Here is a 26,272-nt window from a genome sequence, read left to right on the forward strand (position 1 = left end):
TGAGCATGAACACGGTATCAACAACGATGACCCTGTAGGCCCCGTTTACACAGGGGAGAAATTCAACAGCCTGCTAGGGCGAAGGGCTCAGGCTCGGAAAGACAGCGGCTTCTCCAGTGCCTTCTCGAGCGATTTCCTGTGCCGGCGCAGTGCCGACTTCGAGGGCAGCTGCCCCTTCAGTTCCTTGAGCCTCGCCATCGCCCGCCCGCCCGCCGGCGTGCGCCGCGCATACAGCAGCGCGACCGCGAGCCCGATGCCCGCGACCGCCGCGCCGCCCCACACGGCGGGGCTGTGCAAGGCGCGCGAAAGGCGCGATCGCTCGCCGTCCCGGCCCGGTTGCTGGGAGCCGGTGGCGGCGCTTTCGAGCGGGGTCAGGGGCCGCGCGGTGTTGGGGTCCTCCTCGCCTCCGAGCATGGCCTGGGAGATTTCCAGCGGCGTGAGCTCTTCGGCGGTCGGGCCCTCGAGGGACTTGGCTTTCGTGTCGACGCTCATGGGGAAACCTTTCTGTCTCTGTTGGACGGTGATGTTGCAGTCGCCTCAAGCGTCGCCTACCGCTGCCGGACGAGCCTACGGCGGCCAGCGGACATTCGCGTAGGCCAAACGCGCAAGCGCGGGCGCAGGGCTGACCTCGTGCTGCCGACAGCACGATGATCAGGCCCCGCATTGTGTTGAAGGCAGCCTGGCGGCCGCTACAGCGCGGGCTGCTGCGCGGCCGCAGGCGCGCGTGCCTGCCCGACCGGCTTCAGAAAATCGAAGCGGCTTGCCACCGGCGACGAATCCGGCAGCACATAGACCACGCCACGCCGCGTGCCGAGCGCAGGCTTCACGTAGGCATCGTAGAACGCTGCGGGCACGTTGATGCACCCGTACGAAATGCGGTTGTCGGCGACGGTGCGCGATGCCAGGCGTTCGAGCCGCCGGTCGGCCGCATTGGTGGTGCGCACGCGGTGCATCGACACGGCGGCGTCGTAGTCGACCCACACGATGTCTTCGCCGTGCGTGTTGCGCCCCGGTTCCGACGCGAAGCGGCCGGCGGGGGTGGTGCGTTCATGGGGGCGGACCTGCGCCATCGGCCTTTCGCCGATGCCGGGCACCGATTCATCACCGCGCGCGAGGCCGAGCAGCACCGGCGAGGCGCCGATCAGCCTGCCCGCAGGGTCGAAGACGAACACGCTCGCGGCCTTCTTGTCGACGATGGCGAAGGCCTTGCCGCCGTTGTCGCGTGCCGCGACCGCTGCCTTCGCCATGCGTTCGGCATCGGGTGTGAGCGGTGCAGCCGGCACAGGCGGGACCCGCCCGCCCGCAACAGCCGCCGCAGCTGCGAAGGCCAGCAGCAGCGGTGCCAGGTGGCGCACTGCCATTCGGCGCCGGCTGGCGATCGGCATCGCGATGGTGTTCATCTGCGGCAAAGCTGAAATAGCGGCCTTAGTTGCGGTCCGCACGGGCCGGGCGCATCGGATCGGCCTGGGCCATGTTGGTGCCGCCGCCGCTGTTCATCGTGCCGGTGCCGCCGGTCGTGCCGCTGCCCTGCGACATGGTGGTGCCCGACGACGTGCCGCCGGCGCTACCGCTGTTGTTGTTCTGTGTCAGCACGCCGGTGGTGCCCATGGGCGTGCCGGTCTGGCTTTGCTGCCCCGCCCCGGTGGCGGGGTTGGGCGAAGCAGTGGTCGGCGGGGTGCCTTGAGCGAAGGCGACGCCTGCTGCGGCGCCGAGTGCGAGGGCTGCGATCAGATGGGTAGAGCGATTCATGACGAGTCTCCTGGAGAGTCCGGACGGGCCGGATGGTTGAGGGAAGATTCCGCCGGACCGTTTGCCCGACTGAGGCCAACTTAGGCGACCACGAAAATCCCCAGGTCAGTTCGCAGCGCTGTGTCCTGTAGGAGCTTGGAGCGCGCTTGCGCCGTCACCATCCCGGTCGGCGAAGGCCTGGTCCCACCCGATGCGCAGGTCTGTCTTGCAGGGTCAGGGTCATGCCAGGCTGGCCAGCAGTGCACCACCAGACCGCATGGCAGCAGGCTGCCGGGCCATCAGCTCGCCCACCCAATCGATGAATGCGCGCAGCTTCGCGCCGACGTGCCGGTTCGGCGGGTACACGACATACATCGGCATCGGCTCGATCCGCCAGTCCTCGAACAGCGGCAGCAGTTCGCCGACAGCCGCATGGGGCGCGGCCATGTAGTGCGGCAGCCAGAGAATGCCCATGCCTGCGACACCGACCGCCAGGTAGGCGTTGCCGTCGTCCACCGCGACAGCATGCCGGCCCCTCACTTCGACGTGCTCGTCGCCGCGCCGAAGCGCGAGGGACGCAACCTTGCCGCTGCGCGTGCTCAGGTAGCCGACGATGCGGTGGTGCGTGCCTTCGAGCTCGCTCGGATGCGCGGGCCGGCCTGCGAGCCTCAGGTAGGCCGGCGCCGCATAGACGCCGAGTGCGAGCGCGCCGATGCGTCGCGCCACCAGCGACGAATCGCTCAGTTCGCCGCCGCGCACCACGCAGTCGACGTTATCGCCGATTACATCCACCATGCGGTCGCTCGCGCCGAGCTGAAGCTCGATCTCGGGATGGCGCGCATGGAAGTCCGGCAGTGCGGGCGCCAGCACCATCCGCGCGAACGGGCTCGGCACGTCCACGCGCAGGCGCCCGCTCGGCGACGCCGAGGCGCCCGACAGGCTGGTGTCGGCATCGTCGAGGTCGGCGAGCAGCCGCACCACACGCTCGTAGTAGGCGGCGCCATCGGCCGTGACCTTGACCTGCCGCGTCGTGCGGTTCAGCAGCTTCACGCGCAGTCGCGCCTCGAGCTGCTGCACCTGCTGCGTCACCGTGGTCTTGCTCATGTGAAGCGTCTGCGCCGCCTTGGTGAAGCTGCCGGCCTCCACCACGCGGGCAAAGGCCCGCAGTGTGTCGAATCTGTCCATGTTCATGCCTCCGAACGATTGTTTGCTGCAAGCAAACAATCATTGTGCGACCTGCCTGTTTATCTCGCGGCGCCACCTGCGTAAGGTCGACCCCATCGCACTTTCAACCTACTCCCAACCTTTTCACGAAGGCTGTTCCATGTCATCCACACGCGACGTTGTCTTTCCCGCCGGCCGCCAGGCGCTCTACGAGCGCAACCGCTACTCGCCCGCGATCCGCTCCAATGGCTTTCTGTTCGTCTCCGGCCAGGTAGGCAGCCGCCCCGACGGCTCGCCCGAGCCCGATCTCGCCGCGCAGGTTCGCCTGGCGTTCGACAATCTCAATGCGATCCTCACGGCCGCCGGCGCCAGCTTCGCCGACGTGGTCGATGTGACGATCTTCATCGTCGATCCCGCCTCGAAGTTCGAGACCATCTGGAAGGCCGCTGCCGACCATTGGGGCGAAGCGCCGCACCCGACGCTCACGGGCGTGGGCGTGACCTGGCTCTATGGGTTCGACTTCGAGATCAAGGTGATTGCGCGCCTCCCGGCAGGTCCTTGTCCAGCATGCAATCGATGAACGCGCGCAATGCGGCCGGAAAGTGGCGCCGGCTGGGGTGATACAGAAACAGGCCCGGCCGCACTATCGACCAGTCCGCGAGCACCTGCACCAGCCGCCCCTCGGCGAGATGTTCATCGACGCGCCCGCGGTCGAACGCGTACACGATGCCCAGGCCCTGCAGCGCTGCGGCCACGCCGAGGTCCGAATGGTTGGTGACCAGGGGGCCGTCCACCGCCACCTCGATGCGCTTGCCTTTCTTCCCGAACTCCCAGCGGTAGGCGCTGCCGTCGACCTGCAGCCGCCAGTTGATGCAGGCGTGGCGTTGCAGGTCGGCCGGCGCGCGCGGTGTGCCGCGACGCTGCAGATAGTCGGGCGAAGCCACGGCGACCATCTTCACGTCCGGCGTGAGGCGCACGGCGATCATGTCTTTTTCCAGCCGCGCGCCCACGCGGATGCCGGCATCGAACCGGCCGGCAACGATGTCGCTCAGCCCGTCGTCGACCACGATGTCGAGCGCCACTTCGGGGTGCGCGCGATGGAACCGGGCGAGCCGCGGCGCGATGACCTGCGACGCGGCCATGGCGAGCGTGTTGATGCGCAGCGTGCCGCGCGTCTGCCCAGCCGCTGCGCTGGCTTCGTCCACCGCCTCGGCCATGTCGCGGAACAGCGGCGCGATGCGCGCATGCAACCGCGCGCCGGTGGCAGTGGGCGCCACGCTGCGGGTGGTGCGGTTCAGCAGCCGCGTGCCCAGCCGCGCTTCGAGCTGGCGAATGGTCTGGCTCAGCGCCGAAGGCGAGAGACCCAGGTGCTCGGCGGCACGCGCAAAGCTCGCGCGTTCCACCACCGCGGCAAAGGCCTTGAGCTCGGCGAAATCGGATCCGCGCATTCTGTATCGTCCTCTACATAGCTCCTGAAGATTCTAGGAGATTCACTAATCTATCCCGAGCGCGCATCCTGAGGGCTTCACCACCAAGGAGTCGTCACCATGAGCACCCTGATCCTTCCCGAACCGATCGCCGCCTACTTCGAGGCCGATCGACTGAATTCCGAAACCCTGATCGCATCGCTGGAGCTCACGGCATGAGCTTCGACCTTCAGCTGAAAGGCCAGCGGGCGCTGGTCACGGGCGGCACCAAAGGCGTCGGCGCCGCTGTCGTCGAGGTGTTGCGCGCGGCCGGTGTGGAGGTGATGGCCACCGCCCGCGCTGCGCCCGTGCAACCGGCCGAGGGCGTGACCTATCTCGCCGCGGACCTGTCGACAGCGGAAGGCGCGGCGGAGGTTGTACGCGCAGTGCGCGAGCGCTGGGGCGGCGTCGACATCCTCGTCAATGTGGTCGGCGGTTCCAGCGCGCCTGGCGGCGGCTTCGCTGCGCTGGACGATGCGCAGTGGTTCGACGCGTTGAACCAGAACCTCATGCCAGCCGTGCGGCTCGACCGCGCATTGCTGCCTGCGATGCTGGCGCAAGGCGCCGGCGTCATCGTGCACGTCAGCTCGATCCAGCGCCTGCTGCCTCTGCCGGAATCAACGACCGCCTATGCGGCCGCGAAGGCGGCGTTGTCCACCTACAGCAAGGCCTTGTCGAAAGAGGTGACCCCGAAAGGCGTGCGCGTGCTGCGCGTGTCGCCCGGGTGGGTCGAGACCGAAGCGTCCGTCGCGCTGGCTCAGCGGCTGGCCACGCAGGCCGGCACCGACTACGAAGGCGGCAAGCAGATCATCATGCAATCGCTCGGCGGCATTCCGCTCGGGCGGCCTGCGAAGCCGCAGGAAGTCGCGGACCTGATTGCCTTCCTGGTGTCTCCGCGGGCGGCTTCGATCTCGGGTTCGGAGCACCTGATCGACGGGGGGACGGTGCCGACGGTGTAGGCGCGAAGCCGCACACGGCTCAGCGCGCGCCTTCGATCCGCGTCACAACCATCTTCCCTTCCACCTTTTCCGCATCGAACCGCACCTTGTCGCCCACCTGGAGCTTCTCGAGCAGCGCCGCGTCCTTCACGCCGAACACCATCGTCATGGGCGGCATGTCGAGGCTCTTGAGCGGGCCATGCTTGATCGTGAGTTTGCTGTTCTCCTTGTCGATTTTGCGGATCTCGCCGTCGGCGAGTTCGGCAGCAACAGCACCGGACACCGAGGCGATCACCAACAACGACGCGGCGAATGCCTTGCGGGTGAAATCACCCCAAAAATTCTTCATCATGCTTCTGTGCTCCTTCATCTGATCGATCACTTGGCTGCGGCACCAGCTGCCGCCACCTTGCCGACATTCACGGCCCCTTTCATGCCTGCGTCGTAGTGCCCCGGCTGCAGGCACCCGAAATCGACCTTGCCGGCCTCGGTGAAGCGCCAGACGATCTCGCCGGTCTTGCCGGCGGCCAGGGTCACCATGTTCGGCTCGGCATGTTCCATCTCGGGGTTCTTCTTCATCGCCTCGTAGTGCGCCTCGAGGTCCTTCTGGGTGCCGAGCACGAGTTCATGCTTCAGCTGCCCGGCGTTGCGGACGACGAAGCGCACGGTCTCGCCCTTCTTCACGCGGATGTCGGCTGGCGAGAAGCGCATGTTGTCGGTCATGTCGACATGGACGGTTCGCGTGGCCCGGGCCGCCACGCCGGGCCGGCCGATGGCGTTGCCGGCGTCGTGCCCATGGCCGCCGGCGTGGGTGCCGGCGGCCATGGCGCCTGTCGCCGCCAGGGTGGCGAACAAGATGGTGGTGTTGCGCAGGATGTGTTTCATGGTGTCCTTCGGGAGTGGGTAGTCAAAAACAGGAAAACAAGGATCAATGCCCCGCATGCCCGCCACGTGGCTTGCGCACCTGCACCTCGATGTCGGATGCGGGCATGTTCCGCGCGGGCATCGCGGCGGCGCCGGCGTGGCCGCCGTGCCGTTGCAGTGGTGGTGGCGGCGCCTCGGCGCCTGCGCCGTCGAGTTCATAGGCCACGGTGCCCTGGGGATGCTTGAACCACCCGGGGTTCGCGTAGTCGCCGGGCTTCTGGTCCTTGCGCACCTTGACGACGCTGAACATGCCGCCCATCTCGACCGAGCCGAACGGGCCCTGGCCGGCCATCATGGGTGCGGTGTTGTCGGGCAGCGGCATCTCCATCTCGGCCATGTCGGCCATGCCGCGCTCGCCCATGACCATGTAGTCGGGCACGAGCCGCGTGATCTGCCGTGCCACGTCCTTGTGGTCAAGGCCGATCATCGTGGGCACCTCGTGGCCCATCGCGTTCATCGTGTGATGGCTCTTGTGGCAATGGAAGGCCCAGTCGCCCTCCTCGTCGGCCACGAACTCGATCTGCCGCATCTGGCCGACCGCCACGTCGGTGGTCACCTCGTGAAAGCGCGTGCTGCGCGGCGTGGGGCCGCCGTCGGTGCCGGTCACCAGGAACTCGTGCCCGTGCAGGTGCATCGGGTGGTTGGTCATGGTGAGGTTGCCCATGCGGATGCGCACCTTGTCGTTGAGCCGCACGTTGAGCGAGTCGATGCCGGGAAAGATCCGGCTGTTCCACGACCAGAGGTTGAAGTCCAGCATCGTCATGATCTTGGGCGTGGCGCTGCCGGGCTCCACGTCGTACGCGTTGAGCAGGAACACGAAGTCGCGATCGACCTTCTCGATCAATGGATGCTCGCCCTTCGGGTGCGTGACCCAGAAACCCATCATGCCCATCGCCATCTGCGTCATCTCGTCGGCATGCGGGTGGTACATGAAGGTGCCGGGGCGGCGCGCGACGAACTCGTAGACGAAGGTCTTGCCCGGCCGGATCGGCGGCTGGGTCAGGCCCGAGACGCCGTCCATGCCGTTGGGCAGGCGCTGGCCGTGCCAATGCACGCTGGTGTGCTCGGGCAACCGGTTGGTCACGAAGATGCGCACGCGGTCACCTTCGACGACTTCGATGGTCGGGCCGGGCGACTGGCCGTTGTAGCCCCAGAGGTTGGCCTTGAAGCCGGGCGCCATCTCGCGCACCACGGGCTCGGCGACGAGATGGAACTCCTTCACGCCGTTGTTCATGCGCCATGGCAGCGTCCAGCCGTTGAGCGTGACCACGGGGTTGTAGGGCCGGCCGGTCGCCGGCACGAGCGGCGGCATGGTGTCGGGGCGGGTCTGCAGCACGGGCTCAGGCAAGGCGGCCATGGCGACCTTGCTCACGCCCGCGGCGGCGATGGCACCCGCGAGGAAATTGCGTCTGTTGGTCATTGGATTGGTCGTTCGAATGGTTCAGTGGGCGGGGCCGGCAGGCGCGGCAGTGCCCGCCGATGCGGCCATGGCCGTCGTGGCGCCGGGTTTGCCGATCAGCGATGCGGCGAGCGCCGCATCGGCCAGCCAGAACTGCTGCTGCGCGTTGATGGCGCCGGTCACGCTCGCGATCTGGTCACGCGCCTCGGCGAGCAGCTCGAACACGCCGATCAGCATGCCGTTGTAGCGAAGCACGTTCTCGTCGGCCATGGCCTGGCGCAGCGGCACGATCTCGTCGCGGTAGTGCCGCGCGATGTCGTAGGCGGTGCGGTAGGCCGAGTAGCCCTCTCGCAGCTGCGACGAAGCGCCGCGCACGGCGGCGTCGTAGCGATGGGCCGCGGCCAGCGAGCGCGCATCGAGCGCATCGCGCTGCGCCGAGCCCCAGTCGAACAGCGGCAACCGGATGTCGAGCTCGAAGCCGCGCCGCGTGCTGCGGTGGCCGTCGGCATTGTCGAACACGGTGTCGCGCCGCCCGCCCACCTCCACGTCGATGAAGCTCGACAGCAGGTTGAGGCCCTGCGACCGGCCCGCCACGTCGAGCTGCGCGCGCGCCAGCTGCACGTCGAGCCGCTGCGCGGTGGCAGTGGCGGCCACCTCGCCCGCTTCGCGCGGCGCCTTCGGCAGATCGGGCAGCCGTTCGGGCAGCGCCAGCCTGGCGGCCTGTGCGTCGTCGAGGCCGAGCACGCGCACCAGTTCCTCGCGCGCGGCAGTGGCGGCATGCTGCGCCGAGGCCAGCTGCGTGGCCGCGTCGGCATAGAACACCTGTTGGCGCGCACGCTGCAGCTTGCTGAAGTTGCCGATGCGCTGCATGCGCCGTGCGAGCTCCGCACTGGCCTCTGCGGCGCTGTTCACCTGGCGCGCGTAGTGCAGCAGCTGCTGTGCGGCCACGGCGCGCACCCAGGCCTGGCGCACCTGCGTGACCTGGTCGACCACCGCACCGGTGAGCTGCACCCTGGCCGCGGCCGACTGGCTGCGTGCCATCGACAGCCGCTGCGGCAGCAGGATCAGGTCGACGAGCCCGATGGACAGCAGCCGCCCGAGTTCGAGCTCGCTGTCCATGCGCATGCGCTCGAAGCTGAACACCGGGTTCGCGATCCGGCCGCCCTGGTCGGCCGCGGCCATGTCGGCCCAGCCCTCGGCGACGAGCGCCTGCACGGCGGGGCTGTTGGCCAGCGCCAGCCGCACGGCGTCGTTCTGCGACAGCGGGCGGGACAGCAGGTCTTCGGCCAGCGCTGCACGGCGCTCACGCTGCGCGGGGGTGCGCGCCAGTTCGAGCTGGCCGTGCGTGAATTGGCCGGCCTGCGTGTTGGTGTCCTGCAGGGCCTCGTCGATGCCGACCGAGGCGCAGCCGGCCAGCGCGAGCACCGCGAGCGCGGCCGCCACGGGACGCAGCGGCAACAACAGCATGCGACTCATGGCTGCTTCTCCTTCGACGGCGCGGGGTCGTGGCGATGGTGATCCGCATGCGGATCGGGGGGCGCGGTTTGGCCCGCGCCGCCCGCTTCGGACGACGGCTCGGCTGCTTCCCTGGCATAGGCGCGCCATCCGCCACGGCGGTGGACCGTGTCGTTGGCTTCCTTCCAGGGAATGGGCTTCTCGTCGGCGAAGGCTTGGTAGCCCTCGAATGCGCTCTGGTAGCGCGGGATGGCGGTTGCGGGAGCGGGCTGTGCCACGGCAGCGGACGCCGCCGCCATGGCGGAAAAGACGGCCAGCCAGGCGGCCGGCAAAGAATGGAACATGGAGTCGGTCCTCGCGCGTTCAGGAACGGAATGCGTCGGCGCGGCCCGCGAAAGCGGCCGTGCGCGGATGACGCAGGCGATGCAGGCGCTCGCCCGTGGTCCGAACGGACCGCGAGCGCGCGCGAATCAGCAACGCTTCAGGCGCGAGGAGGTCGGTCGAGAAGGCGCGGCGCGACCGTGGCCAGCGCGGAGGGCGGCTCGGTCAGGTCGGCGCGGGGAAGACCCTGGAACACGACGAGTTCCAGCGTGCAGGTGAGCGCGGTCGCCTGGCAGGCGCCGCAGTTTCCGCACTTGTGCGCGGCATCGTCGGATGCATGGATGGACCCTGTCCCGGCATCGTCTGCCGCGGACGCGTGCATCGCATGGGCGTCGTGCGAGGCAGCGGGTGCCGCGCTCGCCACGCTGCCATGCTCGGATTCGCAGAATGCCATGGCCGCCGCCGCATAGGCCTGGAAAGGCACTGCGAGCGCGACGAGCCAGAAAACGAAGAGGCGGACCCTTTGCATGCTGCCTATTCTAAGAGGCCTGAGAGACAAGCTTGCGCCGGAGGCCGCTCGCGGGTCTCAGCGCGGGCCGAGCCGCGAATAGGTGTCCCAGTTGGGTTGCGATCGCGCGGCCTCCAGCTCGGCTACAACTTCCTGCCGCGACTTGGCGGGCCCAACCTTTGGCGTCGCACGCACGCCCCAGCGCAGCATGCCCGCCCATTGGGGGCTTTTTTGCGCGGCGGCCAGATCGGCAGCAGCCTCTGCGCTCGTCTTCGGCTTGCCCGCGGCGGCTGGGTGATAGACGATGCCCGCTTCGGTCGGTGCGAAATGCGATGGCCCGTCGGCGAACGCCGTGAGCGGCACCGCGGCCATGCTGCCGAAGCCAAGGGCCAATGCGAGAGAGAGGGTATGGCGGTTCGTCATGAGGAGTTTCCTTCGGTCGATGTCAGTAAGAGACGCATTCCTGCGATCGCCGGCTGCCCTTTTACAAACCGGCGATGCGAGCCTTTCGACTTGCACGGCTCAACTCTAGAAATCGCATCCGTCGATCACCCGTCATTTGCATTACAAAGAAGTAATCTGCGCCTGCCCTGCCTGCGGCTACCATCCCCGCCATGCGAATCCTGGTCATCGAAGACGAACCGAAGCTCGGCGACTACCTGCAGAAAGGGCTCTCCGAAAGCGGCTTCGTGGTCGATCTCTCACGCACCGGCATCGAAGGACGTCAACTTGCGCTCGATGGCGAGTACGACCTGCTGGTGCTCGATGTGATGCTGCCGGGCATCGACGGCTTTGCCGTGCTGGAGGGCGTGCGCAAGTCCAAGGCCATGCCCGTGCTGATGCTCACGGCGCGCGACGAGGTGGCCGACAGGGTCCGCGGGCTGCAAAGCGGTGCCGACGACTACCTGGCCAAGCCGTTCGCGTTCTCGGAACTGCTGGCCCGCATCCAGGCGCTGCTGCGGCGTGGCCAGCTTCGGGAAGTCTCCGCCTACGTCCTCAAGGACCTGACCCTCGACATTGCGGCGCGCAAGGCCAACCGCAGCGGCCAGCGCCTGGACCTCACGGCCAAGGAGTTCGCGCTGCTGACGCAATTGATGCGCCGGCAAGGCAACGTACTCTCGCGCACGCAGCTCGCGGAACTGGTGTGGGACATGAATTTCGACAGCGACACCAACATCGTCGAAGTGGCCATTCGCCGCTTGCGCAGCAAGCTCGACGATCCGTTCAGGGAAAAGCTCCTGCACACCGTGCGCGGCATGGGCTACGTGCTCGAAAGCCGCCAGGGTCCCGATCGGTGAGCACGCGTTCGATCGAGCGCTCGCTGTCGCGCTGGTTCGCGGCCCAGACACTGGCGGGATTGAGCGTGGTGTGCATCGCGATCTACGTGGTGACATCCTGGAGCTTCCAGGTCAAGCAGGAGAGCGAGTTCGAACGCCAGTCCGAGCTGGTGTGGCACCTGATCCAGGAATCCCGCGACAACCCCGGCGGCGACAGCTTGCGCCACAAGCTCGACGACTTCTTCGCCACCCACTCCGAAATCAGCCTCGTGCTTCGACAAGGCGACACGGTCATCTACGCCTCTCAACCGCGCCGCACGTCGGCGCTCTGGCAATGGATGCCCGGCACGGGACAACGGCACCCTTCCGAGGCCGGCACCATGCAACTGCAGCTCGCCATCGACGTTCAGGAAGACCGGCGGTTGCTGACGCGCCTCGCCTGGACACTCGTCGGCGCGGTGGTGTTCGGTGCCTTGCTGGTCGCCTGGACCGGCTCGCTGCTGGTGCGCCGCGGCCTCAAGCCGCTGCAGACGCTGGTTCAACAGACCGCGGCCACAGGCCCTGCATTTCCAGGGCGTCGCATCGACCCCGCGCCCTACACCTCGGAGATCAGGCCCTGGGTGGTCCAGTTCAACGCGGTGCTCGATCGCGCCGAACAGGCCTACCAGCAGCTCGAAGCCTTCAATGCCGATGTCGCGCACGAACTGCGCACCCCGCTCGCGAACCTGACCGGCATGGTCGAGGTCGAACTGGCGCGGCCGCGCTCGGCGGAGGAGCTGCACGAGGTGCTCCTGTCCGTGCTCGAAGAGGCGCGGCGCATGTCCACCATCGTGGCCGATATGCTCTTCCTGTCGCATGCGGACCGCGGCGCCGTCGCACGGCGCTCGGTGCCGGTCAGCCTGGCGCAGCAGGTGCGCACGGTGCTCGACTTTCACGAGGCGATGCTCGAGGCCTCGGGCCTGTGGGTCGAGCTCCGGGGCGACGCACAGGTCGGCATCGACGCAGGCTTGGTGCGGCGGGCGCTGTCGAACCTGTTGAGCAACGCAAGCCGCTACGCGATACCGGGGTCCAGCATCGCAGTGACGATCGACGAGGATGCTGACGGTGTCTGGATCAAGGTTGCGAATCGCGGCGAGCCGATTCCGGCCGAACTGCTGCCGCAGCTCTTCAAGCGGTTCTATCGGGGCGAGCGCTCCCGCACCGCATCGTCCGAGCACCACGGGTTGGGCCTCGCGATCGTGGCGGCGATCGCGCGCATGCATGGTGGACAGACCTGCGCATCGTCGTGCTCGGGCGTGACGGAGATCGGCTTTTCGCTGACGGCAGACGCGGCACGGCAACTGCCGCGCGTGGTTTAGCATCGCCAGCCTTCCCACAGACTGGCGACAGAACCATGGCGCGACAACGCATCAGCTCAGGCTCCACCTTCGAGGAACAGATCGGCTATTCGCGCGCCGTGGTGGCGGGCGACTGGGTCTTCGTCTCGGGCACCACCGGCTTCGACTACGCGACGATGACCATCGCCGAGGGCGTCGTCGCGCAGGCCGAGCAGTGCCTGAAGAACATCGTGTCGGCGCTGGCGCAGGCCGGCGCGACCATAGACGACGTGGTGCGCGTGACCTACGTGCTGCCCGACGGCACCGACTTCGAGGTCTGCTGGCCCGTGCTGCGCAAGTACTTCGGCAGCGTTCGCCCGGCCGCGATGATGATCTCGGCCGGGCTCGCGGACCCGCGCATGAAGATCGAGATCGAGGTCACGGCATTGAAGGGCTCGGGCTGACCCGCAGCCTGAACGATCAGGGCGCCATGCCCACCAGCCGAAGCAGGTTGCCGCGCGCCACCGCTTCACGCGCGGCCGGCGCGAGCTGGCGCAGCAGGTTCTGCACACTGGCGAACTTCATCGCCTCCAGCGGGGCCGAGCGATGGCTCGCATCGGTGCCGACCATGAAGCGGTGCGGCATGTCCTCGATCAGCCGCAGCCACTCGGGCCACACGTTCTCGTGATCCCGGAGGATCGTGTAATCGGGCGAGCGCGGATGCCGCGGCCAGGTGCGTGCGCTGAGCTCGTAGTGGAGGTTGGGATGGCGCTCGAGCATGCGCCGCGCCAGGAACAGCGGCGTGTAGCCGCCATGGGCCCAGATTACGTCGACATCGCGAAAGCGCTCGAGCATCTCGCCCAGTTCGGCCATGCGGGTCGACTCGACGTGCACCATCACCGGCACCTTGTGCTTGCGCGCGAGCGCCATGATGCCGGTCATCATCGCGCCGGTGGGGCTGAAGTCGGTCTCGGCGAAGCCGGCCGACGGAAAGTGCGCGGCCGAGATCTCGCCGATGCCCTTGAACTCGCCCGACGAGAGCAAGGCATCGAGTTGCGCGAGCAGCGACGGGTCGTCGCTCTCCCAGGCGGGCCGGTAGGCCGTGCGCTCGGGCGAGATCGACGCGAACGGGATCAGCCGGCCCGGATGGCGGCGCGCCGCTTCCAGCACCGTGTCGTTGCTGCTCCGGCCGCCCCAGAACACCACCGCATTCGTGGCGCCCCAGCGCGCCATCAGCTGCAGCTGCATGTCCGGGTCGTTCAGGTGCACGTGCGCATCGGCGAACGGGACTAACTCCGGGTCCGCACCGGAGAGCGGCTGGGCGCATGCGGGCAGTGCAAGCGAAAGGCAGGCGGCGGACAACAGTGCGACAGCAAGGCGCATGGGCGGCGAGATCAGATGAAAACGACGCACGCATGATGCCGCAACGCGCGGCTTTTCAGCGCTCCCCGTCGAGCTTCACCCCCGCTTCGCGGATCACCTTGCCCCACATCGCGCGGTCGGCCGTGATGAAGGCCGCGAACTCGGCCGGCGTGTTGCAGCGCAGTTCGCCGCCGTAGTCGCGCCACTTGCGGGCGAGCTCGGGCGACTGGCAGGCCTTCTGCATCGCGGCGCTAAGCTTGTCGAGCACCGGCTTCGGCGTGCCTGCGGGCGCCAGGATGCCCTGCCACGCGATCGGCGCGTAGTCGGGCAGGCCGGCCTCGGCGAAGGTCGGCACATTGGGAAAGCTCGCCGACCGTTCCTTGCCCGTGATGGCCAGCAATTTGAGCTTGCCGGCGTGGATGTTGCCGGCGGCCGCGGGCAGGCCGTCGAACATCAGCTGCACCTGCCCGGCCAGGAGGTCGGTGTAGGGGCTGTTGCTGTTGTAGGGCACGAGATTCGTCTTGACGCCTGCGGCGCGGTTGAACCACACGGCCGACAGGTGCGAATAGCTGCCGATGCCCGCGGTCGCGACCGCCACCGAATCGGGCCGTGCCTTGAGTGCGGCGATCAGCGCGCGCGCGTCCCGAGCCTCGACGCCCCGCGCGGCGATCAGCCCGGTGTTCAGCACGCCGAGCAGGCTCACGGGGGCGAAGTCCTTCTCGGCATTGAATGGCAGCTTCGCATAGAGATGCGGCACCACCGAGAGCGAACTGGTGGTGCCGATGTAGAGCGAGTAGCCGTCGGCCGGCGCCTTGGCCGCGGCCTCGGTGCCGATGATGTTCGAGGCACCGGGGCGGTTCTCGACGAAGAAGCTCTGGCCGAGGAGCTTCGTGAGTTCGGCCGCGATCTCGCGCGCGTTGGCGTCGGGCCCGCTGCCTGCCGGGAAGGGGGCAATGATGCGCACCGGCTTGGCTGGGTAGTCGGCCTGCGCGGCCGCGGCCGCGCCGAGCGCCGCAAGCGCGACGCCTGCCAGCCAGCGCATGGCCGGCATTGTGGTCCTGATCGAAAGCTGCATGGTTTGTCTCCGTATGGGAATGCGTGCGGGGCGCACGGACCGGATGATGTAATAAAACATTCAAATTGTCAAAATACGATAACCACGCTATTATTTGCCCATGCGGCAGTGCGAATTGCCGTACTACTTATCGCATGGAGACATTCGAATGACATCGACCAGCACCCCCGGCCTGCAGTTCAGCCACATCGGCCTCTACGTCACCGACCTGCCGCGGATGGCGCGCTTCTACAAGCAGGCGCTGCGCTTCACGCAGACCGATGCGGGCGATCTGGGCGCGGTGCAGCTGGTGTTCCTGAGCCGCGATCCCGGCGAGCACCACCAGCTGGTGCTGGCCACGGGCCGGCCCGCCGATGCCGGCTTCAACGTGGTCAACCAGATCTCGTTTCGCGTGCCCGACCTCGCGGCGCTGCGCTGGTTCCACGAGCGGCTCATCGCCGAAGGCGGCACCGACATGCATCCGGTCACGCATGGCAACGCGGTGTCGGTCTACGGCCGCGACCCCGAGGGCAACCGGCTCGAGCTCTTCATGGACACACCCTGGTACTGCGAGCAGCCGCTGCGCGAGCCGATCGACCTGGCGCTCCCCGACGCGGAGATCCTGGTGCGCGCCGAAGCCATCGCCAAGCGCTTTCCAAACTTCATGCCGCGCGCGCAATGGCAGGCCGAGGTGGCGCGCCGCATGGCGCAGGACCAGCAGCGTGGTTGAGCCCGCGCAGCGCTGCCACGACGTGGCAATCGTCGGGCTCGGCCCCACCGGGGCGGTGCTTGCGAACCTGCTCGGTGCCGCGGGGCTTTCGGTGCTGGTGCTCGAGAAGGAACGCGAGGTTTTCGCGCTGCCGCGCGCGATCCATTTCGACGGCGAGGTGCTGCGCATCCTGCAGGCCGCCGGGCTGCGCGAAGAGGCGTTGGCCATCGCACGGCCCGGCGAGCAGGGCATGCATTTCGTCAATGCCGCGGGCGAGACCATGCTGATCCGCGGCGGCACCGCCGCGCTCGGGCCGCACGGCGGCGCCAACAACTACTACTTCCACCAGCCCGAGCTCGAGGCCGTGCTGCGGACAGGACTCAAGCGCTTCGCCAACGTCGAGGTGCGGCTCGGGCATGAGCTCGCCGGCATCTCGCAGGACGCGGACGGCGTCACGCTCGAGGTGCGCGACCTGCTGCACGAGGGCGCGCGCACGTCGCGCGTGCGGGCGCGCTATGCGGTCGGCTGCGACGGCGCGCGCTCGCCGGTGCGCCGCCACATGCAGAGCGCCATGGTCGACCTCGGGCTGCGCCAGCCGTGGCTGGTGTTCGACGTGGTGCTGCGCGAGTCGGTCGACCTGCCCGGCCACACGGTGCAGTACTGCGATCCGGCACGCCCCATGACCTATTGCAACGTGGTCGGCAACCGGCGCCGCTGGGAGATCATGGTGCTGCCCGGCGACGACCGCGAGGCGCTGGTGCAGCCCGCATCGCTCTGGCGGCTGGTCGCGCCCTGGCTGCAGCCCGAGCAGGCGCGGCTGGAACGCGCGGCCATCTACACCTTCCATTCGGTCATCGCCCAGGGCTGGCGCCAGGGCCGGCTGCTGCTCGCGGGCGACGCCTGCCACCAGACGCCGCCCTTCCTCGGCCAAGGCATGTGCGCCGGCCTCCGCGATGCGGCCAACCTGGGCTGGAAGCTCGAGGCCGTGCTCGCGCAGCGGGCCCCGGCCTCGCTGCTCGACACCTACGAGTCGGAGCGCGCGCCGCATGTGCGCGCGCTGATCGAGATGGCGGTGCGGCTCGGCGACATCATCCAGACCACCGATCCCGTGCGCGCGGCCGAGCGCGATGCGCGGTTTCGCGCCGGCCGGCCCGAGGTCTTCGAGCTGCCGCCGCAGATGCTCGGTGCCGGCGCCTTCGAGCCGGCGCCCGGCACGCCCGCCGGCCGCCCGTTTCCGCAGCCGCGCCTGGGCGACGGCCGGCTGCTCGACGAGCTGCTCGGACGCCGCAGCGCCGTCATCGGCCGCGCCGACGCGCTCGCCACCGCGGCACCCGCGACCGCCGAGCGCTGGCGGCGCAGCGGTGCGCTCGTGATCGATCGGCCCGAGGCGCCGATCGGCGATTGGCTCGACGCCCATGCGGCCCATGCGGTGATACTGCGGCCCGACCGATATATCGTCGGTGTCGCGCGCACGGGGGCCGATCTGGATCGCATTTCGCAATACCTCCCCGTCGCGCCATGAAACCCTGGAGGAATTGGCGTGCCGGAAAAATCCATGTCCAGCCTGGGACGGATGCTGGGCGTGCTCGACCTGTTCGACGACACGCATCTCACGCGCACGGCCGAGGACATCGCGGCCACGCTCGACGTCTCGCTACCCACGGGCTACCGCTATGTGCGGCTGCTGCTCGAGGCCGGGCTGCTGCAGCGCGTGGAAGATTCGCACTACGCGCTGGGGCCGCGCATCATCCTGCTCGACCACTACATCCGCAAGGCCGACCCGGTGCTGCGCGAAGGCGTTCCGGTGATGCGCGAACTGGTCGCGGCCACGGGCTTCGACTGCGTCGCCTCCGGGCTCTTCGGCATGCAGGTGCTCGACACGCACCGCGAGATGGGCGGCGTGCCCGCCACGCTGGCCTACGGCCGCGGGCGGCCGCGGCCGCTCTTTCGCGGCGGTGCGCCCAAGGTGCTGCTCGCTACCTTCGCGCCGGCGCAATTGCGCAAGGTGTTCGATGCGCGCCACGACGAGGCGGTGCAGAGCGGCCTGCCGGCCGAATGGAGCGAGTTCCGCCGCCACTACGCGGCGATCCGCAAGGCCGGCCACTACGTGTCGATCGGCGAACTCGAGCCACAGCTCGCGGCCGTCGCCGCGCCGATCCGCAAGGCCGACGGGGGCGCCTGGGCGGCGATCTCGCTGGTCTTCGACACCTCGCGCCTCGCCATCGTCGATCTCGAAAAGCTGGTCCACCTCGTCACCGAAGGCGCGTCGCGCATAGGAGGTCGGCTGGCGTAGGTGCTTCCTTTCAACCTTCCCCACCAACCTTCCTCACGGACAGACCATGAAATTCATCAGCTACCAATACAACGGCACCGACAGCTACGGCGCGGTGACGGGCGAAGACCGCGTCGTCGACCTGCGTGCGGTCTTCGGCGCGCGCGCCGCCGATCTCAAGGCGCTGATCGCGGCAGACCTGCTCGGCGAAGCGGCCGCGGCCGTCGCCGGTGCGCGCGAAACGCTGCCGCTGAACGCGCTCGGCCTGCTGCCCGTGATCCCGAACCCGGGCAAGATCGTCTGCGTCGGCCTCAACTACGGTGAGCATGTGCGCGAGACCGGCCGCGAAGTGACCGAGAAGCCCACCCTCTTCCTGCGCGTGGCCGAGTCGCAGGTGGCGCACGGCGAAGACATCGTGCTGCCGCCGGAATCGTCGAAGCTCGATTACGAAGGCGAGATCGCCGTCGTCATCGGCCAGGGCGGACGCCGCATCGCCGAGGCCGATGCCTGGAACCACATCGCGGGCTACGCCTGCTACAACGACGGCAGCCTGCGCGACTGGCAGTCGGCCACGCCGCAGTGGACCGCCGGCAAGAACTTCTGGCGCACCGGCGGTTTCGGCCCATGGCTGGTCACGCGCGACGAGATCGCCGACGGGCAGGTCATGACGCTCGTGACGCGGCTCAACGGCCAGGAGATGCAGCGCACCACCACCGACAAGCTGATCCACAGCATCCCGCGCCAGATCGCGCACATCTCGGCCTTCATGCCGCTGGCGCCGGGTGATGTGATCGTCACCGGCACGCCGGGCGGCGTGGGCGCCAAGCGCACGCCGCCGGTGTGGATGAAGGCTGGAGACGTGGTCGAGGTCGAGGTCGATGCGATCGGCGTGCTGCGCAACGGCATCCGCGCCGAGTGAGCCTGTGAGCGCGGCGCGGCATCGCGGGCAGTTAGCATCTCGAGAGAACCGATGCTCCACCCCGAGGAACGCGCATGGCCAAGCCCCACACCACCGTCCCTTCCGCCAGTCCTTCCACCGACAGCGAGCCGGCCGCTTCGGCGCTGATCGACCGCAAGATCGCCGAGCTCGGCGACTGGCGCGGCGCGACGCTCGGCCGCATGCGCGCACTGATCCGCGAGGCCGTGCCCGAGGTGGTGGAAGAAGTGAAGTGGATGGGCACGCCCGTGTGGTCGCACCACGGCATCCTGTGCACCGGCGAGACCTACAAGGCCTGGGTCAAGCTGACCTTCGCCAAGGGCGCGTCGCTCGACGATCCGGCCGGCCTTTTCAACGCGAGCCTCGACGGCAACATGCGCCGCGCGATCGACATCCGCGAAGGCGAGTCGGTGGATGCGGTCGCATTCAAGGCGTTGGTCCGTTCGGCGGCCGCGCACAACGCGTCCAAGGTCAAGGCCAAGACCGCGACGAAACCCAAGACGGCATAGGCGCAGCGCCATGCACCACCTGTTCAACGTCTTCGGCCAGATGGTCCGCGTCGAACGCAGCAGCGACGGCGGCGCGTGGCGGCCCTGGCTCGTAAGCCCCGAAGGCAAGCGCCGGCCGATGGAGCTCGCGATTCCTCCCGAGCTCGCAGCCGGCGAGCTCGGGCAATATCTCTACGACATTTACCACGAGAACGCGACGCCGACGAACGGCGATGTGTTCGAGGTGACTGCGGGCGCACCCTCGGGCGCATCGCCATGAGCCTTTCCATCGAGCCCGTTGCCGAGGCCCACTTCGGGGGCCTGCACGCCGCACTCGACGCGGTCGCGCGCGAGAAGACATACCTCGCCTTCACGCAGGCACCCCCGCGCGAGGCGGCCTTCGAGTTCTACCGCTCGGTCATCGCCGGTGGCGACTGCATGTTCGTCGCGCTCTGGAACGCGCAGGTCGTGGGCTGGTGCGATGTGCTGCCGGTGCGCGGCGAGGCGCGCGCGCACGTCGGCACGCTCGGCATCGGGCTGCTGCCATCGTTCCGGCGGCGTGGCATCGGCGAGCTGCTGTTGAAGACCGCGATCGCGGGCGCCTGGGCCCGCGGGCTCACGCGCATCGAACTGAGCGTGCGCACGGACAACGCGAGTGCCAAGGCGCTGTACCAGCGGCTCGGTTTCGCCACCGAAGGACTGCTGCGGCGCGCCACCCGCGTGGACGGCCGCTACGAGGACAGCCACGCGATGGCGCTGCTGCGCGAGGATGACGACTCGCCGGCCGGGCCGGGATGACGCTCGCCCCGATGTCGAGCCGCCCTGCTCCCGAACGCCTCGGCCTCATGATCGCAGCACGACGTGGCGCGCCACCTCGACGGCCTCAGCTGGTCTGCAGCGCCGCCGACTGAGCGGGACTGGCCGGATCCCGTTGCCATCTTCGGCCGGGCGGCCGCCTCTTCGACCGCCTCTTCGACCGCCTCTTCGACCGCCTCTTCGACCGCCTCTTCGACCGCCTCTTCAGACGTCCAAAGTACTCGTCTGACGCGGTCGAATGCCAGAGGCCTCGGGTTTTCCCCCTCCTGTTGTCTGGGGACGTTACGGCGTTCCGTCCTGCTTCGTAACGTAACGACAACCCACGCAACCGGCTCAAAACCGCTTGAAAGCGTGATCTTTTGCGCATTTTTGGCCTTTTGAGGGGGTCTTTGAACACGGCACGCAACTTGCCCCTGTGTTCGGACTATTCACCGAGGAGGCCCTCATGGCTGTTGCTGACAATTCGAATTCTTCTTCTGCCCTGGCGAGCGACAGCAAGGTCGCTCCCGTAGTGATTGCACAGAGCGGGCAGACGCCCGTCATGTCCGGCGGTGTGGCGCCTGTGGTCGCCGGAATGGCGCCGGAAGCCCGCGGCATTGGCTCGATCACCGAGGCCACGCCAGGAACCATGGTGATCCGCGACGGCGTGCAGATGCCCGTGAACGGATCGCAAGCGCTGATTCCCGGCGACCGCGTCATCGTGCCCCAGGACGGCACTGCCAATGTGATCTTCCCCGGCTCGGCCTCCAACAAGGCCCCGCTCGCCGGCGTCCTCACCGGCGGCACCGACGCCACCATCGGCTCGACCAAGCTGCCTGGCGGCCTCGAGCAGGTCAATGTCGACGTGGCGGCCGGCGATCTCCAGATGACACCGCCCGACAGCGACGCCGATGCTGCAGCAGTCGCAGTGACGAAATCCGTGCCCGCAGCTGGCGGCATCGGCCTTGGCGAGTTCGCGCTCGGCGCACTCGGTGCCGTCGGCCTTGGCGCTGCGCTGGGCGGCGGCGGTGGCGGCAGTGACGGCGGCTTCGTTCCTTTCTTCTCCGGCATCGGTGGTACGCCTCCCCCGGGCGGAGGTGAGGACACCGATGCGGACGCTGATTCCGATGCGGACGCTGATTCCGATGCTGACGCCGACGCCGATGCCGATGCCGATGCCGATGCCGATGCCGATGCCGATGCCGATGCCGACGCCGACGCCGACGCCGACGCCGACGCCGACGCAGATGCTGATGCTGATGCTGATGCCGACGCAGATGCTGATGCTGATGCTGATGCCGACGCAGATGCAGATGCTGATGCTGATGCCGACGCAGATGCAGATGCAGATGCAGATGCAGATGCAGATGCAGATGCCGATGCCGATGCCGATGCCGATGCAGATGCCGATGCCGACGCCGATGCCGATGCAGATGCCGATGCGGACGCCGATGCGGACGCCGATGCGGATGCGGACGCCGATGCGGATGCGGACGCTGATGCAGATGCAGATGCGGACGCTGATGCAGATGCAGATGCAGATGCAGATGCGGATGCGGATGCGGACGCTGATGCAGATGCGGATGCAGATGCAGATGCAGATGCCGATGCCGATGCCGATGCCGATGCGGACGCTGATGCAGATGCGGACGCTGATGCCGATGCAGACGCAGACGCAGACGCAGACGCAGATGCAGACGCAGACGCAGATGCAGATGCCGATGCAGACGCCGACGCCGACGCCGACGCAGACGCTGATGCAGACGCAGACGGCGACGCCCTCCTCAATCCGGGCGACGACCTCCTCGGCGGCATCATCGGCTCGACCGGCGACGGCCTCGGCCTGGGCGACTCGCTCGATCCGCTTACCGGCGTCATCGACGAAACGACCGACCTGGTCGACAACATCCTGGCCCCAGTGCTGGGTGAGGAATTCACGCCCGACAATCCGAACCAGTTCGACCCGGTGGACGACGTGGCAGAGACCGTGCTCGACAGCGTCGGCGAAGCCATCAGCCCCGCGCTGGACGGCCTGCTCGGCGCTGGCGCCACCGATTCGCTGGTCGGCCAGGTCGACTACGTGACCGATGCGCTCCAGAACGGCCTCGACAACCTCGTGGGCACCGACGGCATCCTGAGCGGCGCCACCGAAGCGCTCGGCTTGGACGGCGTCGTCAACGACCTGGTCGGTGACGGCGGCGTGGTCGAGAACGTGGTCGAGGGCCTGCTCGGCGACAACAGCCTCGTGGCCGGCCTGGTCAGCGAAGAAGGTCTCGTGGGTGGCCTGCTCGCCGAAGAGGGCCTGGTCGGCGGCCTGCTCGCCGAAGACGGTGTGGTCGACGGCCTGCTCGGCAGCGTGATGAACGACGACGGACTCGTGGGTGGCCTGATCGGCGATGACGGCCTGCTGGGCGGCCTGCTCGGCGGACCGCTCGGCGAAGAGGGCCTGCTGGGCACCCTGCTCGGCGACGACGGTGCGCTCGGCGGCCTGCTGGGCGACGAAGGCCTGGTCGGTGGCCTGCTCGGCGGCGACGGCGCCCTTGCCGGCCTGCTCGGCAGCGAAGGCCTGACCGGCGGTCTGCTGGGCCAGGACGGCGTGGTGGACAACCTGCTGGGCGCTGACGGCGTGCTGGGCGGCGTGCTCGCCGACAGCCCGCTGGGTGGCCTGCTCGGCGGCGAAGACGCCCTGCTTGGCGGTGTGCTCGATGGCGTGCTCGGCGACAACGGCCTGCTTGGTGGCCTGCTTGGCGACGGCGGTGCCGGCGGCATTCTCTTCGGCTCCGGCGGCCTGCTGGGTAACGACGGTCCGGTCGGTGGTCTGTTGAACGGAGACCTCCTCGGCGGCGACCTGCTGGACGGCGTGCTCGGCGAAGACGGCCTGCTCGGTGGTCTGCTGGGTGGTGGCCTATTGGGTGGCGACCTGCTCGGCGGTGACCTGCTGGGCGGCGTGCTCGGTGAAGACGGCATCGTCGGCGGCCTGCTCGGTGGCGACCTCCTGGGTGGCGACCTGCTCGGCGGCATCCTCGGCGAAGACGGCCTGGTAGGCGGCCTGCTCGGTGGCGACCTCCTTGGTGGCGATCTGCTCGGCGGCATCCTCGGCGAAGACGGCATCGTCGGCGGCCTGCTCGGTGGCGACCTCCTTGGTGGTGACCTGCTTGGCGGTGTGCTCGGCGAAGACGGCATCGTCGGCGGCCTGTTGGGCGGCGACCTCCTCGGCGGTGACCTGCTCGGCGGCGTGCTTGGCGAAGACGGCATCGTCGGCGGCCTGCTCGGTGGTGACCTCCTCGGCGGCGACCTGCTCGGCGGCGTGCTTGGCGAAGACGGCATCGTCGGCGGCCTGCTCGGTGGCGACCTCCTTGGCGGCGACCTGCTGGGCGGCGTGCTTGGCGAAGACGGCATCGTCGGCGGCCTGCTCGGTGGTGACCTCCTCGGCGGCCTGCTCGGTGGCGACCTGCTCGGCGGCGGCGCAGTGGCCAACATCCTCGAACCGGTGTTCGACACGGTTGGCAGCGCGGCAGAAACCCTGGCGCCGGTGATCGGCACCGTCTCCGAAGTGGCCCAGCCCGTGACCGACATCCTGGCCGGTACGGGCACCACGCTGGCGCCGGTGGTCGAGACCGTTGCGGGTCTGGTCGACACGGTGGAACAAGCTGCGCCGGCGCTGACCGACGCCGTGACCCCGATCACCAGCCTGGTCGATCAGGTCGCGGGCGGCAACAGCGTGCTGACGCCGGTGTCGAGCATCCTGCACGGCCTGCTCGGCTAAGGACGAAAGGACAACAAGAGGAGAAGAACGACAGCCCCCAGGGACAGGCCGCATCGGCCTGTCCCCGCGGGGAAACGTTGTCGAAGAGGGCCTACCCGCCCGGATCGCAGCGCCAGCCTCGGCCATCGCCGAAGCCAGGCGCAACGCGATGCCTTCGAAGAACGAACTGCAGCAGCCGGGGATGATTGACTCATCGCCCGGCTGCTTTTTTTGAAAGCACGCACGCGCCAACTGCACCACGGCCGTGGGGAGCCGACGTGCGCGCCATTCTGCCGCTGCACTACCATCCGCCCATGTCCACGACACCCCACTTCACCGTCCGCCAGCTCGCGGCGGAAGACGAGCGGTTGATGAACGGCCTGCTCACCATGTTCGGTCAAGCCTTCGATGACCCCGAGACCTACACAGCACGCCGACCCCGGCCCGAATACCTTCGGCAGCTGCTCGCGGGCGATGCCTTCATCGCGCTCGCGGCCTGCGAGGGCGAGCAGGTGATCGGCGGACTGGCGGCCTACGAGCTCAAGAAGTTTGAGCAGGAGCGCAGCGAGATCTACATCTACGACCTTGCGGTGGCCGAGTCGCACCGGCGCAAGGGCGTGGCCACTGAACTGATCCGCGCGCTGCAGCGCATCGGCCAGTCGCGCGGCGCCTGGGTGGTCTTCGTGCAGGCCGATCCGCCCGACGAACCCGCGGTCGCGCTGTATTCGAAGCTCGGCGTGCGCGAGGACGTGCTGCACTTCGACCTTCCGATGCCGCCCGCGTCGCAGCCATGATCGAGCCGGCGCTCGTCGACGCATTTGACGCGCACGGCCATGTGCGCCTCGCAGGCTTCCACCCGGCAAAACGCATGGCATCGCTGCGCCGCCAGGTGCAGGCCGCGCTCTCGCGCCTGGGCCTCGGGAGCGACCGGAAGCACCACCGCGGCGGCAGCCCGCTCGCGGGCCTGACACCGTTCCAGCAGATCGCGCGGCTTTCCACGCTGGTGAAGATCCCGGGCCTCGAGGAGGCGATGGTCACGCCCGAGCTACTGGCCATCCTGCGCGGCCTGGCGCAAGGCCCACTCTCGCCGTCGGGCGGCATGCAGCTGCTGCTCTCGCCGCCGCACCAGGGCCAATGGTCACTCGACCGGCTGAACTGGCATGTGGACGTGGCGGCCGATCCGCCCGATCGCCTGCCGGGCATCCAGGTCTTCGTGCTGATCGACGACGTGGCGCCGCAGGGCGGCGCGACGCTGGCGCTCGCGGGCTCGCATCGGGAGGCAGCCGGCAACAAGGCGCAGGCGCCGAACCTGCGCGCGCTGCTCAAGACCGCGGACGCGCTCGAGGCGCGGCTGCAGGAGCGCGGACTCAGCATCCTCGAGATGTCGGGCCGCGCGGGCGACGTGTTCCTGATGGACATGCGCCTGCTGCACACCCCGTCGGTCAACGCAACGAAGAGCGTCCGGATGATGTCGACGGCACGCTACTTCACCGGCGGCCGTTGAGCGCAAGCTGCTTCAGCCCTGCGCGATCGCGATCCACGAGGTGGCGACCAGCGTCGAGCCGGCCACTCCTAGCAGCCCGCCCACGATCCACTTGAGCGTGCGCGGATTCAGCTTGTTCGGCAGCCGGTGGTGCAGCCGCGTCACGCCATAGACCACCGGCACCGCGCAGCCCGCGAGCAGCGCCGAGCGCGCAGAGAAGTGGCCCGTTGCCACCACGACCACCAGCCGCACAAGCGAGTTGAACGCGAACATCAGCAGCAGCCCGCGCCGCACCAGCTCGCGGTCGAGTGGTTGACGGTACATGTGGAAGACGATCGGCGGGCCCGAGCTCGAGAACAGCCCACCGAGCAGCCCTGACAGCGCGCCGATCACCGAGAAGCTTGCAGCCCCCGACACCGCGGGCAGCGGCCGTGCCTGCAGCATCAGCAGCAGCGCGCAGCCGAGAATCGAAACGCCCAGCAGCCCGCGCAGCCAGTCGACCGCACCGCCGCTGAGCCACGCCAGCAGCATGAGGCCGGCGAGCACGCCCACGGTGCTGCCGCTGAGCGCCGGCTTCATCAGCCGCCACGGCACCACGCCCGGACGCGCGCGAAAGTAGGTCCAGGCGTTGGTCAGCGTCAGCACCATTGCCGCGTTGGCGGCATCGCTCACGCTCGCGACATGGAACACCGACACCAGCCCGAGCAGGATCAGGCTGAACGCAAAGCCCGTGAGGTTCTGCGCATAGGTGGCCAGCGCCACGCAGGCCATGAACACCAGCACTGGGCCGGCAGAAGACAACATCGCTTGCATCGGGGGATCAGCAGGCGGCGCCGGAGGGCGCATGGGGCTGTGCTGCGGGAAAGTCGGGGGACGCGTTCGAAAAAAGCAAAACGGGAGGCTCTGAGACAGGAATTCAAGGAAGCGAGGG

At 68.5% G+C, this 26,272-nt stretch carries 30 protein-coding genes; 15 read left to right on the forward strand and 15 right to left on the reverse strand.

All coding sequences use genetic code 11. From position 1 onward, the window contains the following. Window positions 1-87 precede the first annotated feature (87 nt). The 4 genes from AC3A6R_RS15570 to AC3A6R_RS15585 form a co-directional block, all read right to left on the reverse strand. On the reverse strand, window positions 88-492 hold the full coding sequence (locus tag AC3A6R_RS15570) for a hypothetical protein (protein WP_487860367.1): 405 nt from the start codon (window positions 490-492) through the stop codon (window positions 88-90). 197 nt (window positions 493-689) lie between these two features. Next, complete coding sequence (locus tag AC3A6R_RS15575; protein ID WP_487860366.1) at window positions 690-1,400, reverse strand: L,D-transpeptidase; 711 nt, start codon at window positions 1,398-1,400, stop codon at window positions 690-692. A 25-nt stretch (window positions 1,401-1,425) separates the two neighbouring features. Then, window positions 1,426-1,749 (reverse strand): proteophosphoglycan ppg4, encoded by a 324-nt coding sequence (locus AC3A6R_RS15580; RefSeq protein ID WP_487860365.1) that lies wholly within the window; start codon window positions 1,747-1,749, stop codon window positions 1,426-1,428. Between the two features lie 219 nt (window positions 1,750-1,968). Beyond that, window positions 1,969-2,913 carry a LysR family transcriptional regulator gene (locus tag AC3A6R_RS15585; protein WP_487864816.1) on the reverse strand — a complete coding sequence of 315 codons (945 nt, stop codon included), beginning with the start codon at window positions 2,911-2,913 and terminating at the stop codon, window positions 1,969-1,971. 139 nt (window positions 2,914-3,052) lie between these two features. Here AC3A6R_RS15585 and AC3A6R_RS15590 point away from each other — a divergent pair, with 139 nt between their 5' ends. Next, entirely contained in the window at window positions 3,053-3,472 is a 420-nt protein-coding gene (locus AC3A6R_RS15590; protein ID WP_487860363.1) for a RidA family protein, read from the forward strand. Here AC3A6R_RS15590 and AC3A6R_RS15595 read toward each other — a convergent pair. Next, window positions 3,420-4,340 carry a LysR family transcriptional regulator gene (locus AC3A6R_RS15595; protein ID WP_487860362.1) on the reverse strand — a complete coding sequence of 307 codons (921 nt, stop codon included), beginning with the start codon at window positions 4,338-4,340 and terminating at the stop codon, window positions 3,420-3,422. The genes AC3A6R_RS15590 and AC3A6R_RS15595 overlap by 53 nt on opposite strands. Window positions 4,341-4,534: 194 nt before the next feature. Here AC3A6R_RS15595 and AC3A6R_RS15600 point away from each other — a divergent pair, with 194 nt between their 5' ends. Continuing rightward, a complete protein-coding gene (locus tag AC3A6R_RS15600; RefSeq protein WP_487860361.1) occupies window positions 4,535-5,317 on the forward strand; it encodes an SDR family oxidoreductase in 783 nt (260 codons plus the stop codon). Between the two features lie 19 nt (window positions 5,318-5,336). On the opposite strand, the gene AC3A6R_RS15605 is transcribed toward AC3A6R_RS15600, so the two are convergent. The 7 genes from AC3A6R_RS15605 to AC3A6R_RS15635 form a co-directional block, all read right to left on the reverse strand. Continuing rightward, window positions 5,337-5,645: a copper-binding protein gene (locus AC3A6R_RS15605; RefSeq protein WP_487864962.1), complete on the reverse strand. Its 309-nt coding sequence runs from the start codon at window positions 5,643-5,645 to the stop codon at window positions 5,337-5,339. Window positions 5,646-5,674: 29 nt separating this feature from the next. Next, window positions 5,675-6,181, reverse strand: a complete 507-nt coding sequence (locus AC3A6R_RS15610; RefSeq protein ID WP_487864817.1) for a cupredoxin domain-containing protein — start codon at window positions 6,179-6,181, stop codon at window positions 5,675-5,677. A gap of 43 nt (window positions 6,182-6,224) precedes the next feature. Next, complete coding sequence (locus AC3A6R_RS15615; RefSeq protein ID WP_487860359.1) at window positions 6,225-7,640, reverse strand: multicopper oxidase family protein; 1,416 nt, start codon at window positions 7,638-7,640, stop codon at window positions 6,225-6,227. Between the two features lie 21 nt (window positions 7,641-7,661). After that, on the reverse strand, window positions 7,662-9,095 hold the full coding sequence (locus AC3A6R_RS15620) for a TolC family protein (protein WP_487864818.1): 1,434 nt from the start codon (window positions 9,093-9,095) through the stop codon (window positions 7,662-7,664). Then, window positions 9,092-9,418, reverse strand: a complete 327-nt coding sequence (locus tag AC3A6R_RS15625) for a hypothetical protein (RefSeq protein ID WP_487860357.1) — start codon at window positions 9,416-9,418, stop codon at window positions 9,092-9,094. Before AC3A6R_RS15625 ends, AC3A6R_RS15620 begins: the two co-directional genes overlap by 4 nt. Window positions 9,419-9,555: 137 nt before the next feature. Beyond that, window positions 9,556-9,924 carry a hypothetical protein gene (locus AC3A6R_RS15630; RefSeq protein ID WP_487860356.1) on the reverse strand — a complete coding sequence of 123 codons (369 nt, stop codon included), beginning with the start codon at window positions 9,922-9,924 and terminating at the stop codon, window positions 9,556-9,558. Between the two features lie 57 nt (window positions 9,925-9,981). After that, entirely contained in the window at window positions 9,982-10,326 is a 345-nt protein-coding gene (locus AC3A6R_RS15635; RefSeq protein WP_487860355.1) for a hypothetical protein, read from the reverse strand. A 191-nt stretch (window positions 10,327-10,517) separates the two neighbouring features. Between AC3A6R_RS15635 and AC3A6R_RS15640 the strand changes: the two genes are divergently transcribed. From AC3A6R_RS15640 to AC3A6R_RS15650, 3 genes are read left to right on the forward strand one after another with little or no spacing between them, the layout of a single operon-like run. Further along, window positions 10,518-11,201 carry a heavy metal response regulator transcription factor gene (locus tag AC3A6R_RS15640; protein ID WP_487864819.1) on the forward strand — a complete coding sequence of 228 codons (684 nt, stop codon included), beginning with the start codon at window positions 10,518-10,520 and terminating at the stop codon, window positions 11,199-11,201. After that, the gene (locus tag AC3A6R_RS15645; RefSeq protein WP_487860353.1) at window positions 11,198-12,538 is read left to right on the forward strand and encodes a heavy metal sensor histidine kinase; all 1,341 of its coding nucleotides are present in this window, start codon (window positions 11,198-11,200) and stop codon (window positions 12,536-12,538) included. Before AC3A6R_RS15640 ends, AC3A6R_RS15645 begins: the two co-directional genes overlap by 4 nt. A 35-nt stretch (window positions 12,539-12,573) precedes the next feature. After that, a complete protein-coding gene (locus tag AC3A6R_RS15650; protein WP_487860352.1) occupies window positions 12,574-12,960 on the forward strand; it encodes a RidA family protein in 387 nt (128 codons plus the stop codon). Between the two features lie 16 nt (window positions 12,961-12,976). Here AC3A6R_RS15650 and AC3A6R_RS15655 read toward each other — a convergent pair whose 3' ends face one another. Continuing rightward, window positions 12,977-13,879, reverse strand: coding sequence for an amidohydrolase family protein (locus tag AC3A6R_RS15655; RefSeq protein WP_487860351.1), 903 nt, complete (start codon window positions 13,877-13,879; stop codon window positions 12,977-12,979). A gap of 55 nt (window positions 13,880-13,934) precedes the next feature. Continuing rightward, the gene (locus AC3A6R_RS15660) at window positions 13,935-14,933 is read right to left on the reverse strand and encodes a Bug family tripartite tricarboxylate transporter substrate binding protein (RefSeq protein ID WP_487864820.1); all 999 of its coding nucleotides are present in this window, start codon (window positions 14,931-14,933) and stop codon (window positions 13,935-13,937) included. Window positions 14,934-15,081: 148 nt separating this feature from the next. Here AC3A6R_RS15660 and AC3A6R_RS15665 point away from each other — a divergent pair, with 148 nt between their 5' ends. From AC3A6R_RS15665 to AC3A6R_RS15710, 10 genes are all read left to right on the forward strand, one after another. Further along, window positions 15,082-15,642, forward strand: a complete 561-nt coding sequence (locus AC3A6R_RS15665; protein ID WP_487864821.1) for a VOC family protein — start codon at window positions 15,082-15,084, stop codon at window positions 15,640-15,642. Then, entirely contained in the window at window positions 15,635-17,143 is a 1,509-nt protein-coding gene (gene mhpA / locus AC3A6R_RS15670; protein ID WP_487864822.1) for a bifunctional 3-(3-hydroxy-phenyl)propionate/3-hydroxycinnamic acid hydroxylase MhpA, read from the forward strand. Before AC3A6R_RS15665 ends, mhpA begins: the two co-directional genes overlap by 8 nt. A 33-nt stretch (window positions 17,144-17,176) precedes the next feature. Beyond that, window positions 17,177-17,914 (forward strand): IclR family transcriptional regulator, encoded by a 738-nt coding sequence (locus AC3A6R_RS15675; RefSeq protein ID WP_487860347.1) that lies wholly within the window; start codon window positions 17,177-17,179, stop codon window positions 17,912-17,914. 46 nt (window positions 17,915-17,960) lie between these two features. Further along, entirely contained in the window at window positions 17,961-18,812 is an 852-nt protein-coding gene (locus AC3A6R_RS15680; RefSeq protein WP_487860346.1) for a fumarylacetoacetate hydrolase family protein, read from the forward strand. Window positions 18,813-18,886: 74 nt separating this feature from the next. Continuing rightward, a complete protein-coding gene (locus AC3A6R_RS15685) occupies window positions 18,887-19,339 on the forward strand; it encodes a DUF1801 domain-containing protein (RefSeq protein ID WP_487860345.1) in 453 nt (150 codons plus the stop codon). A 10-nt stretch (window positions 19,340-19,349) separates the two neighbouring features. After that, on the forward strand, window positions 19,350-19,598 hold the full coding sequence (locus tag AC3A6R_RS15690) for a DUF7661 family protein (RefSeq protein WP_487860344.1): 249 nt from the start codon (window positions 19,350-19,352) through the stop codon (window positions 19,596-19,598). Beyond that, entirely contained in the window at window positions 19,595-20,116 is a 522-nt protein-coding gene (locus AC3A6R_RS15695; RefSeq protein ID WP_487860343.1) for an N-acetyltransferase family protein, read from the forward strand. The genes AC3A6R_RS15690 and AC3A6R_RS15695 overlap by 4 nt, the downstream gene beginning before the upstream one ends. A gap of 463 nt (window positions 20,117-20,579) precedes the next feature. Then, entirely contained in the window at window positions 20,580-23,879 is a 3,300-nt protein-coding gene (locus AC3A6R_RS15700) for a hypothetical protein (RefSeq protein ID WP_487864823.1), read from the forward strand. A gap of 293 nt (window positions 23,880-24,172) precedes the next feature. Next, window positions 24,173-24,652: an AAC(3)-I family aminoglycoside N-acetyltransferase gene (locus AC3A6R_RS15705; protein WP_487860341.1), complete on the forward strand. Its 480-nt coding sequence runs from the start codon at window positions 24,173-24,175 to the stop codon at window positions 24,650-24,652. After that, a complete protein-coding gene (locus AC3A6R_RS15710; RefSeq protein ID WP_487860340.1) occupies window positions 24,649-25,362 on the forward strand; it encodes a phytanoyl-CoA dioxygenase family protein in 714 nt (237 codons plus the stop codon). Before AC3A6R_RS15705 ends, AC3A6R_RS15710 begins: the two co-directional genes overlap by 4 nt. 12 nt (window positions 25,363-25,374) lie before the next feature. Here AC3A6R_RS15710 and AC3A6R_RS15715 read toward each other — a convergent pair whose 3' ends face one another. Beyond that, complete coding sequence (locus tag AC3A6R_RS15715; RefSeq protein ID WP_487860339.1) at window positions 25,375-26,145, reverse strand: TSUP family transporter; 771 nt, start codon at window positions 26,143-26,145, stop codon at window positions 25,375-25,377. Between the last annotated feature and the right edge of the window lie 127 nt (window positions 26,146-26,272).

It is taken from the genome of Variovorax sp. Soil_C_19, assembly GCF_057657255.1.

Excerpts from the sequence above, each read along its gene's own strand:
- AC3A6R_RS15570 (WP_487860367.1), bottom strand. The coding sequence starts at position 492 with ATGAGCGTCGACACGAAAGCCAAGTCCCTCGAGGGCCCGACCGCCGAA.
- AC3A6R_RS15575 (WP_487860366.1), bottom strand. The coding sequence starts at position 1,400 with ATGAACACCATCGCGATGCCGATCGCCAGCCGGCGCCGAATGGCAGTG.
- AC3A6R_RS15580 (WP_487860365.1), bottom strand. The coding sequence starts at position 1,749 with ATGAATCGCTCTACCCATCTGATCGCAGCCCTCGCACTCGGCGCCGCA.
- AC3A6R_RS15585 (WP_487864816.1), bottom strand. The coding sequence starts at position 2,913 with ATGGACAGATTCGACACACTGCGGGCCTTTGCCCGCGTGGTGGAGGCC.
- AC3A6R_RS15590 (WP_487860363.1), top strand. The coding sequence starts at position 3,053 with ATGTCATCCACACGCGACGTTGTCTTTCCCGCCGGCCGCCAGGCGCTC.
- AC3A6R_RS15595 (WP_487860362.1), bottom strand. The coding sequence starts at position 4,340 with ATGCGCGGATCCGATTTCGCCGAGCTCAAGGCCTTTGCCGCGGTGGTG.
- AC3A6R_RS15600 (WP_487860361.1), top strand. The coding sequence starts at position 4,535 with ATGAGCTTCGACCTTCAGCTGAAAGGCCAGCGGGCGCTGGTCACGGGC.
- AC3A6R_RS15605 (WP_487864962.1), bottom strand. The coding sequence starts at position 5,645 with ATGAAGAATTTTTGGGGTGATTTCACCCGCAAGGCATTCGCCGCGTCG.
- AC3A6R_RS15610 (WP_487864817.1), bottom strand. The coding sequence starts at position 6,181 with ATGAAACACATCCTGCGCAACACCACCATCTTGTTCGCCACCCTGGCG.
- AC3A6R_RS15615 (WP_487860359.1), bottom strand. The coding sequence starts at position 7,640 with ATGACCAACAGACGCAATTTCCTCGCGGGTGCCATCGCCGCCGCGGGC.
- AC3A6R_RS15620 (WP_487864818.1), bottom strand. The coding sequence starts at position 9,095 with ATGAGTCGCATGCTGTTGTTGCCGCTGCGTCCCGTGGCGGCCGCGCTC.
- AC3A6R_RS15625 (WP_487860357.1), bottom strand. The coding sequence starts at position 9,418 with ATGTTCCATTCTTTGCCGGCCGCCTGGCTGGCCGTCTTTTCCGCCATG.
- AC3A6R_RS15630 (WP_487860356.1), bottom strand. The coding sequence starts at position 9,924 with ATGCAAAGGGTCCGCCTCTTCGTTTTCTGGCTCGTCGCGCTCGCAGTG.
- AC3A6R_RS15635 (WP_487860355.1), bottom strand. The coding sequence starts at position 10,326 with ATGACGAACCGCCATACCCTCTCTCTCGCATTGGCCCTTGGCTTCGGC.
- AC3A6R_RS15640 (WP_487864819.1), top strand. The coding sequence starts at position 10,518 with ATGCGAATCCTGGTCATCGAAGACGAACCGAAGCTCGGCGACTACCTG.
- AC3A6R_RS15650 (WP_487860352.1), top strand. The coding sequence starts at position 12,574 with ATGGCGCGACAACGCATCAGCTCAGGCTCCACCTTCGAGGAACAGATC.
- AC3A6R_RS15655 (WP_487860351.1), bottom strand. The coding sequence starts at position 13,879 with ATGCGCCTTGCTGTCGCACTGTTGTCCGCCGCCTGCCTTTCGCTTGCA.
- AC3A6R_RS15660 (WP_487864820.1), bottom strand. The coding sequence starts at position 14,933 with ATGCAGCTTTCGATCAGGACCACAATGCCGGCCATGCGCTGGCTGGCA.
- AC3A6R_RS15665 (WP_487864821.1), top strand. The coding sequence starts at position 15,082 with ATGACATCGACCAGCACCCCCGGCCTGCAGTTCAGCCACATCGGCCTC.
- AC3A6R_RS15675 (WP_487860347.1), top strand. The coding sequence starts at position 17,177 with ATGTCCAGCCTGGGACGGATGCTGGGCGTGCTCGACCTGTTCGACGAC.
- AC3A6R_RS15680 (WP_487860346.1), top strand. The coding sequence starts at position 17,961 with ATGAAATTCATCAGCTACCAATACAACGGCACCGACAGCTACGGCGCG.
- AC3A6R_RS15685 (WP_487860345.1), top strand. The coding sequence starts at position 18,887 with ATGGCCAAGCCCCACACCACCGTCCCTTCCGCCAGTCCTTCCACCGAC.
- AC3A6R_RS15690 (WP_487860344.1), top strand. The coding sequence starts at position 19,350 with ATGCACCACCTGTTCAACGTCTTCGGCCAGATGGTCCGCGTCGAACGC.
- AC3A6R_RS15695 (WP_487860343.1), top strand. The coding sequence starts at position 19,595 with ATGAGCCTTTCCATCGAGCCCGTTGCCGAGGCCCACTTCGGGGGCCTG.
- AC3A6R_RS15700 (WP_487864823.1), top strand. The coding sequence starts at position 20,580 with ATGGCTGTTGCTGACAATTCGAATTCTTCTTCTGCCCTGGCGAGCGAC.
- AC3A6R_RS15705 (WP_487860341.1), top strand. The coding sequence starts at position 24,173 with ATGTCCACGACACCCCACTTCACCGTCCGCCAGCTCGCGGCGGAAGAC.
- AC3A6R_RS15710 (WP_487860340.1), top strand. The coding sequence starts at position 24,649 with ATGATCGAGCCGGCGCTCGTCGACGCATTTGACGCGCACGGCCATGTG.
- AC3A6R_RS15715 (WP_487860339.1), bottom strand. The coding sequence starts at position 26,145 with ATGTTGTCTTCTGCCGGCCCAGTGCTGGTGTTCATGGCCTGCGTGGCG.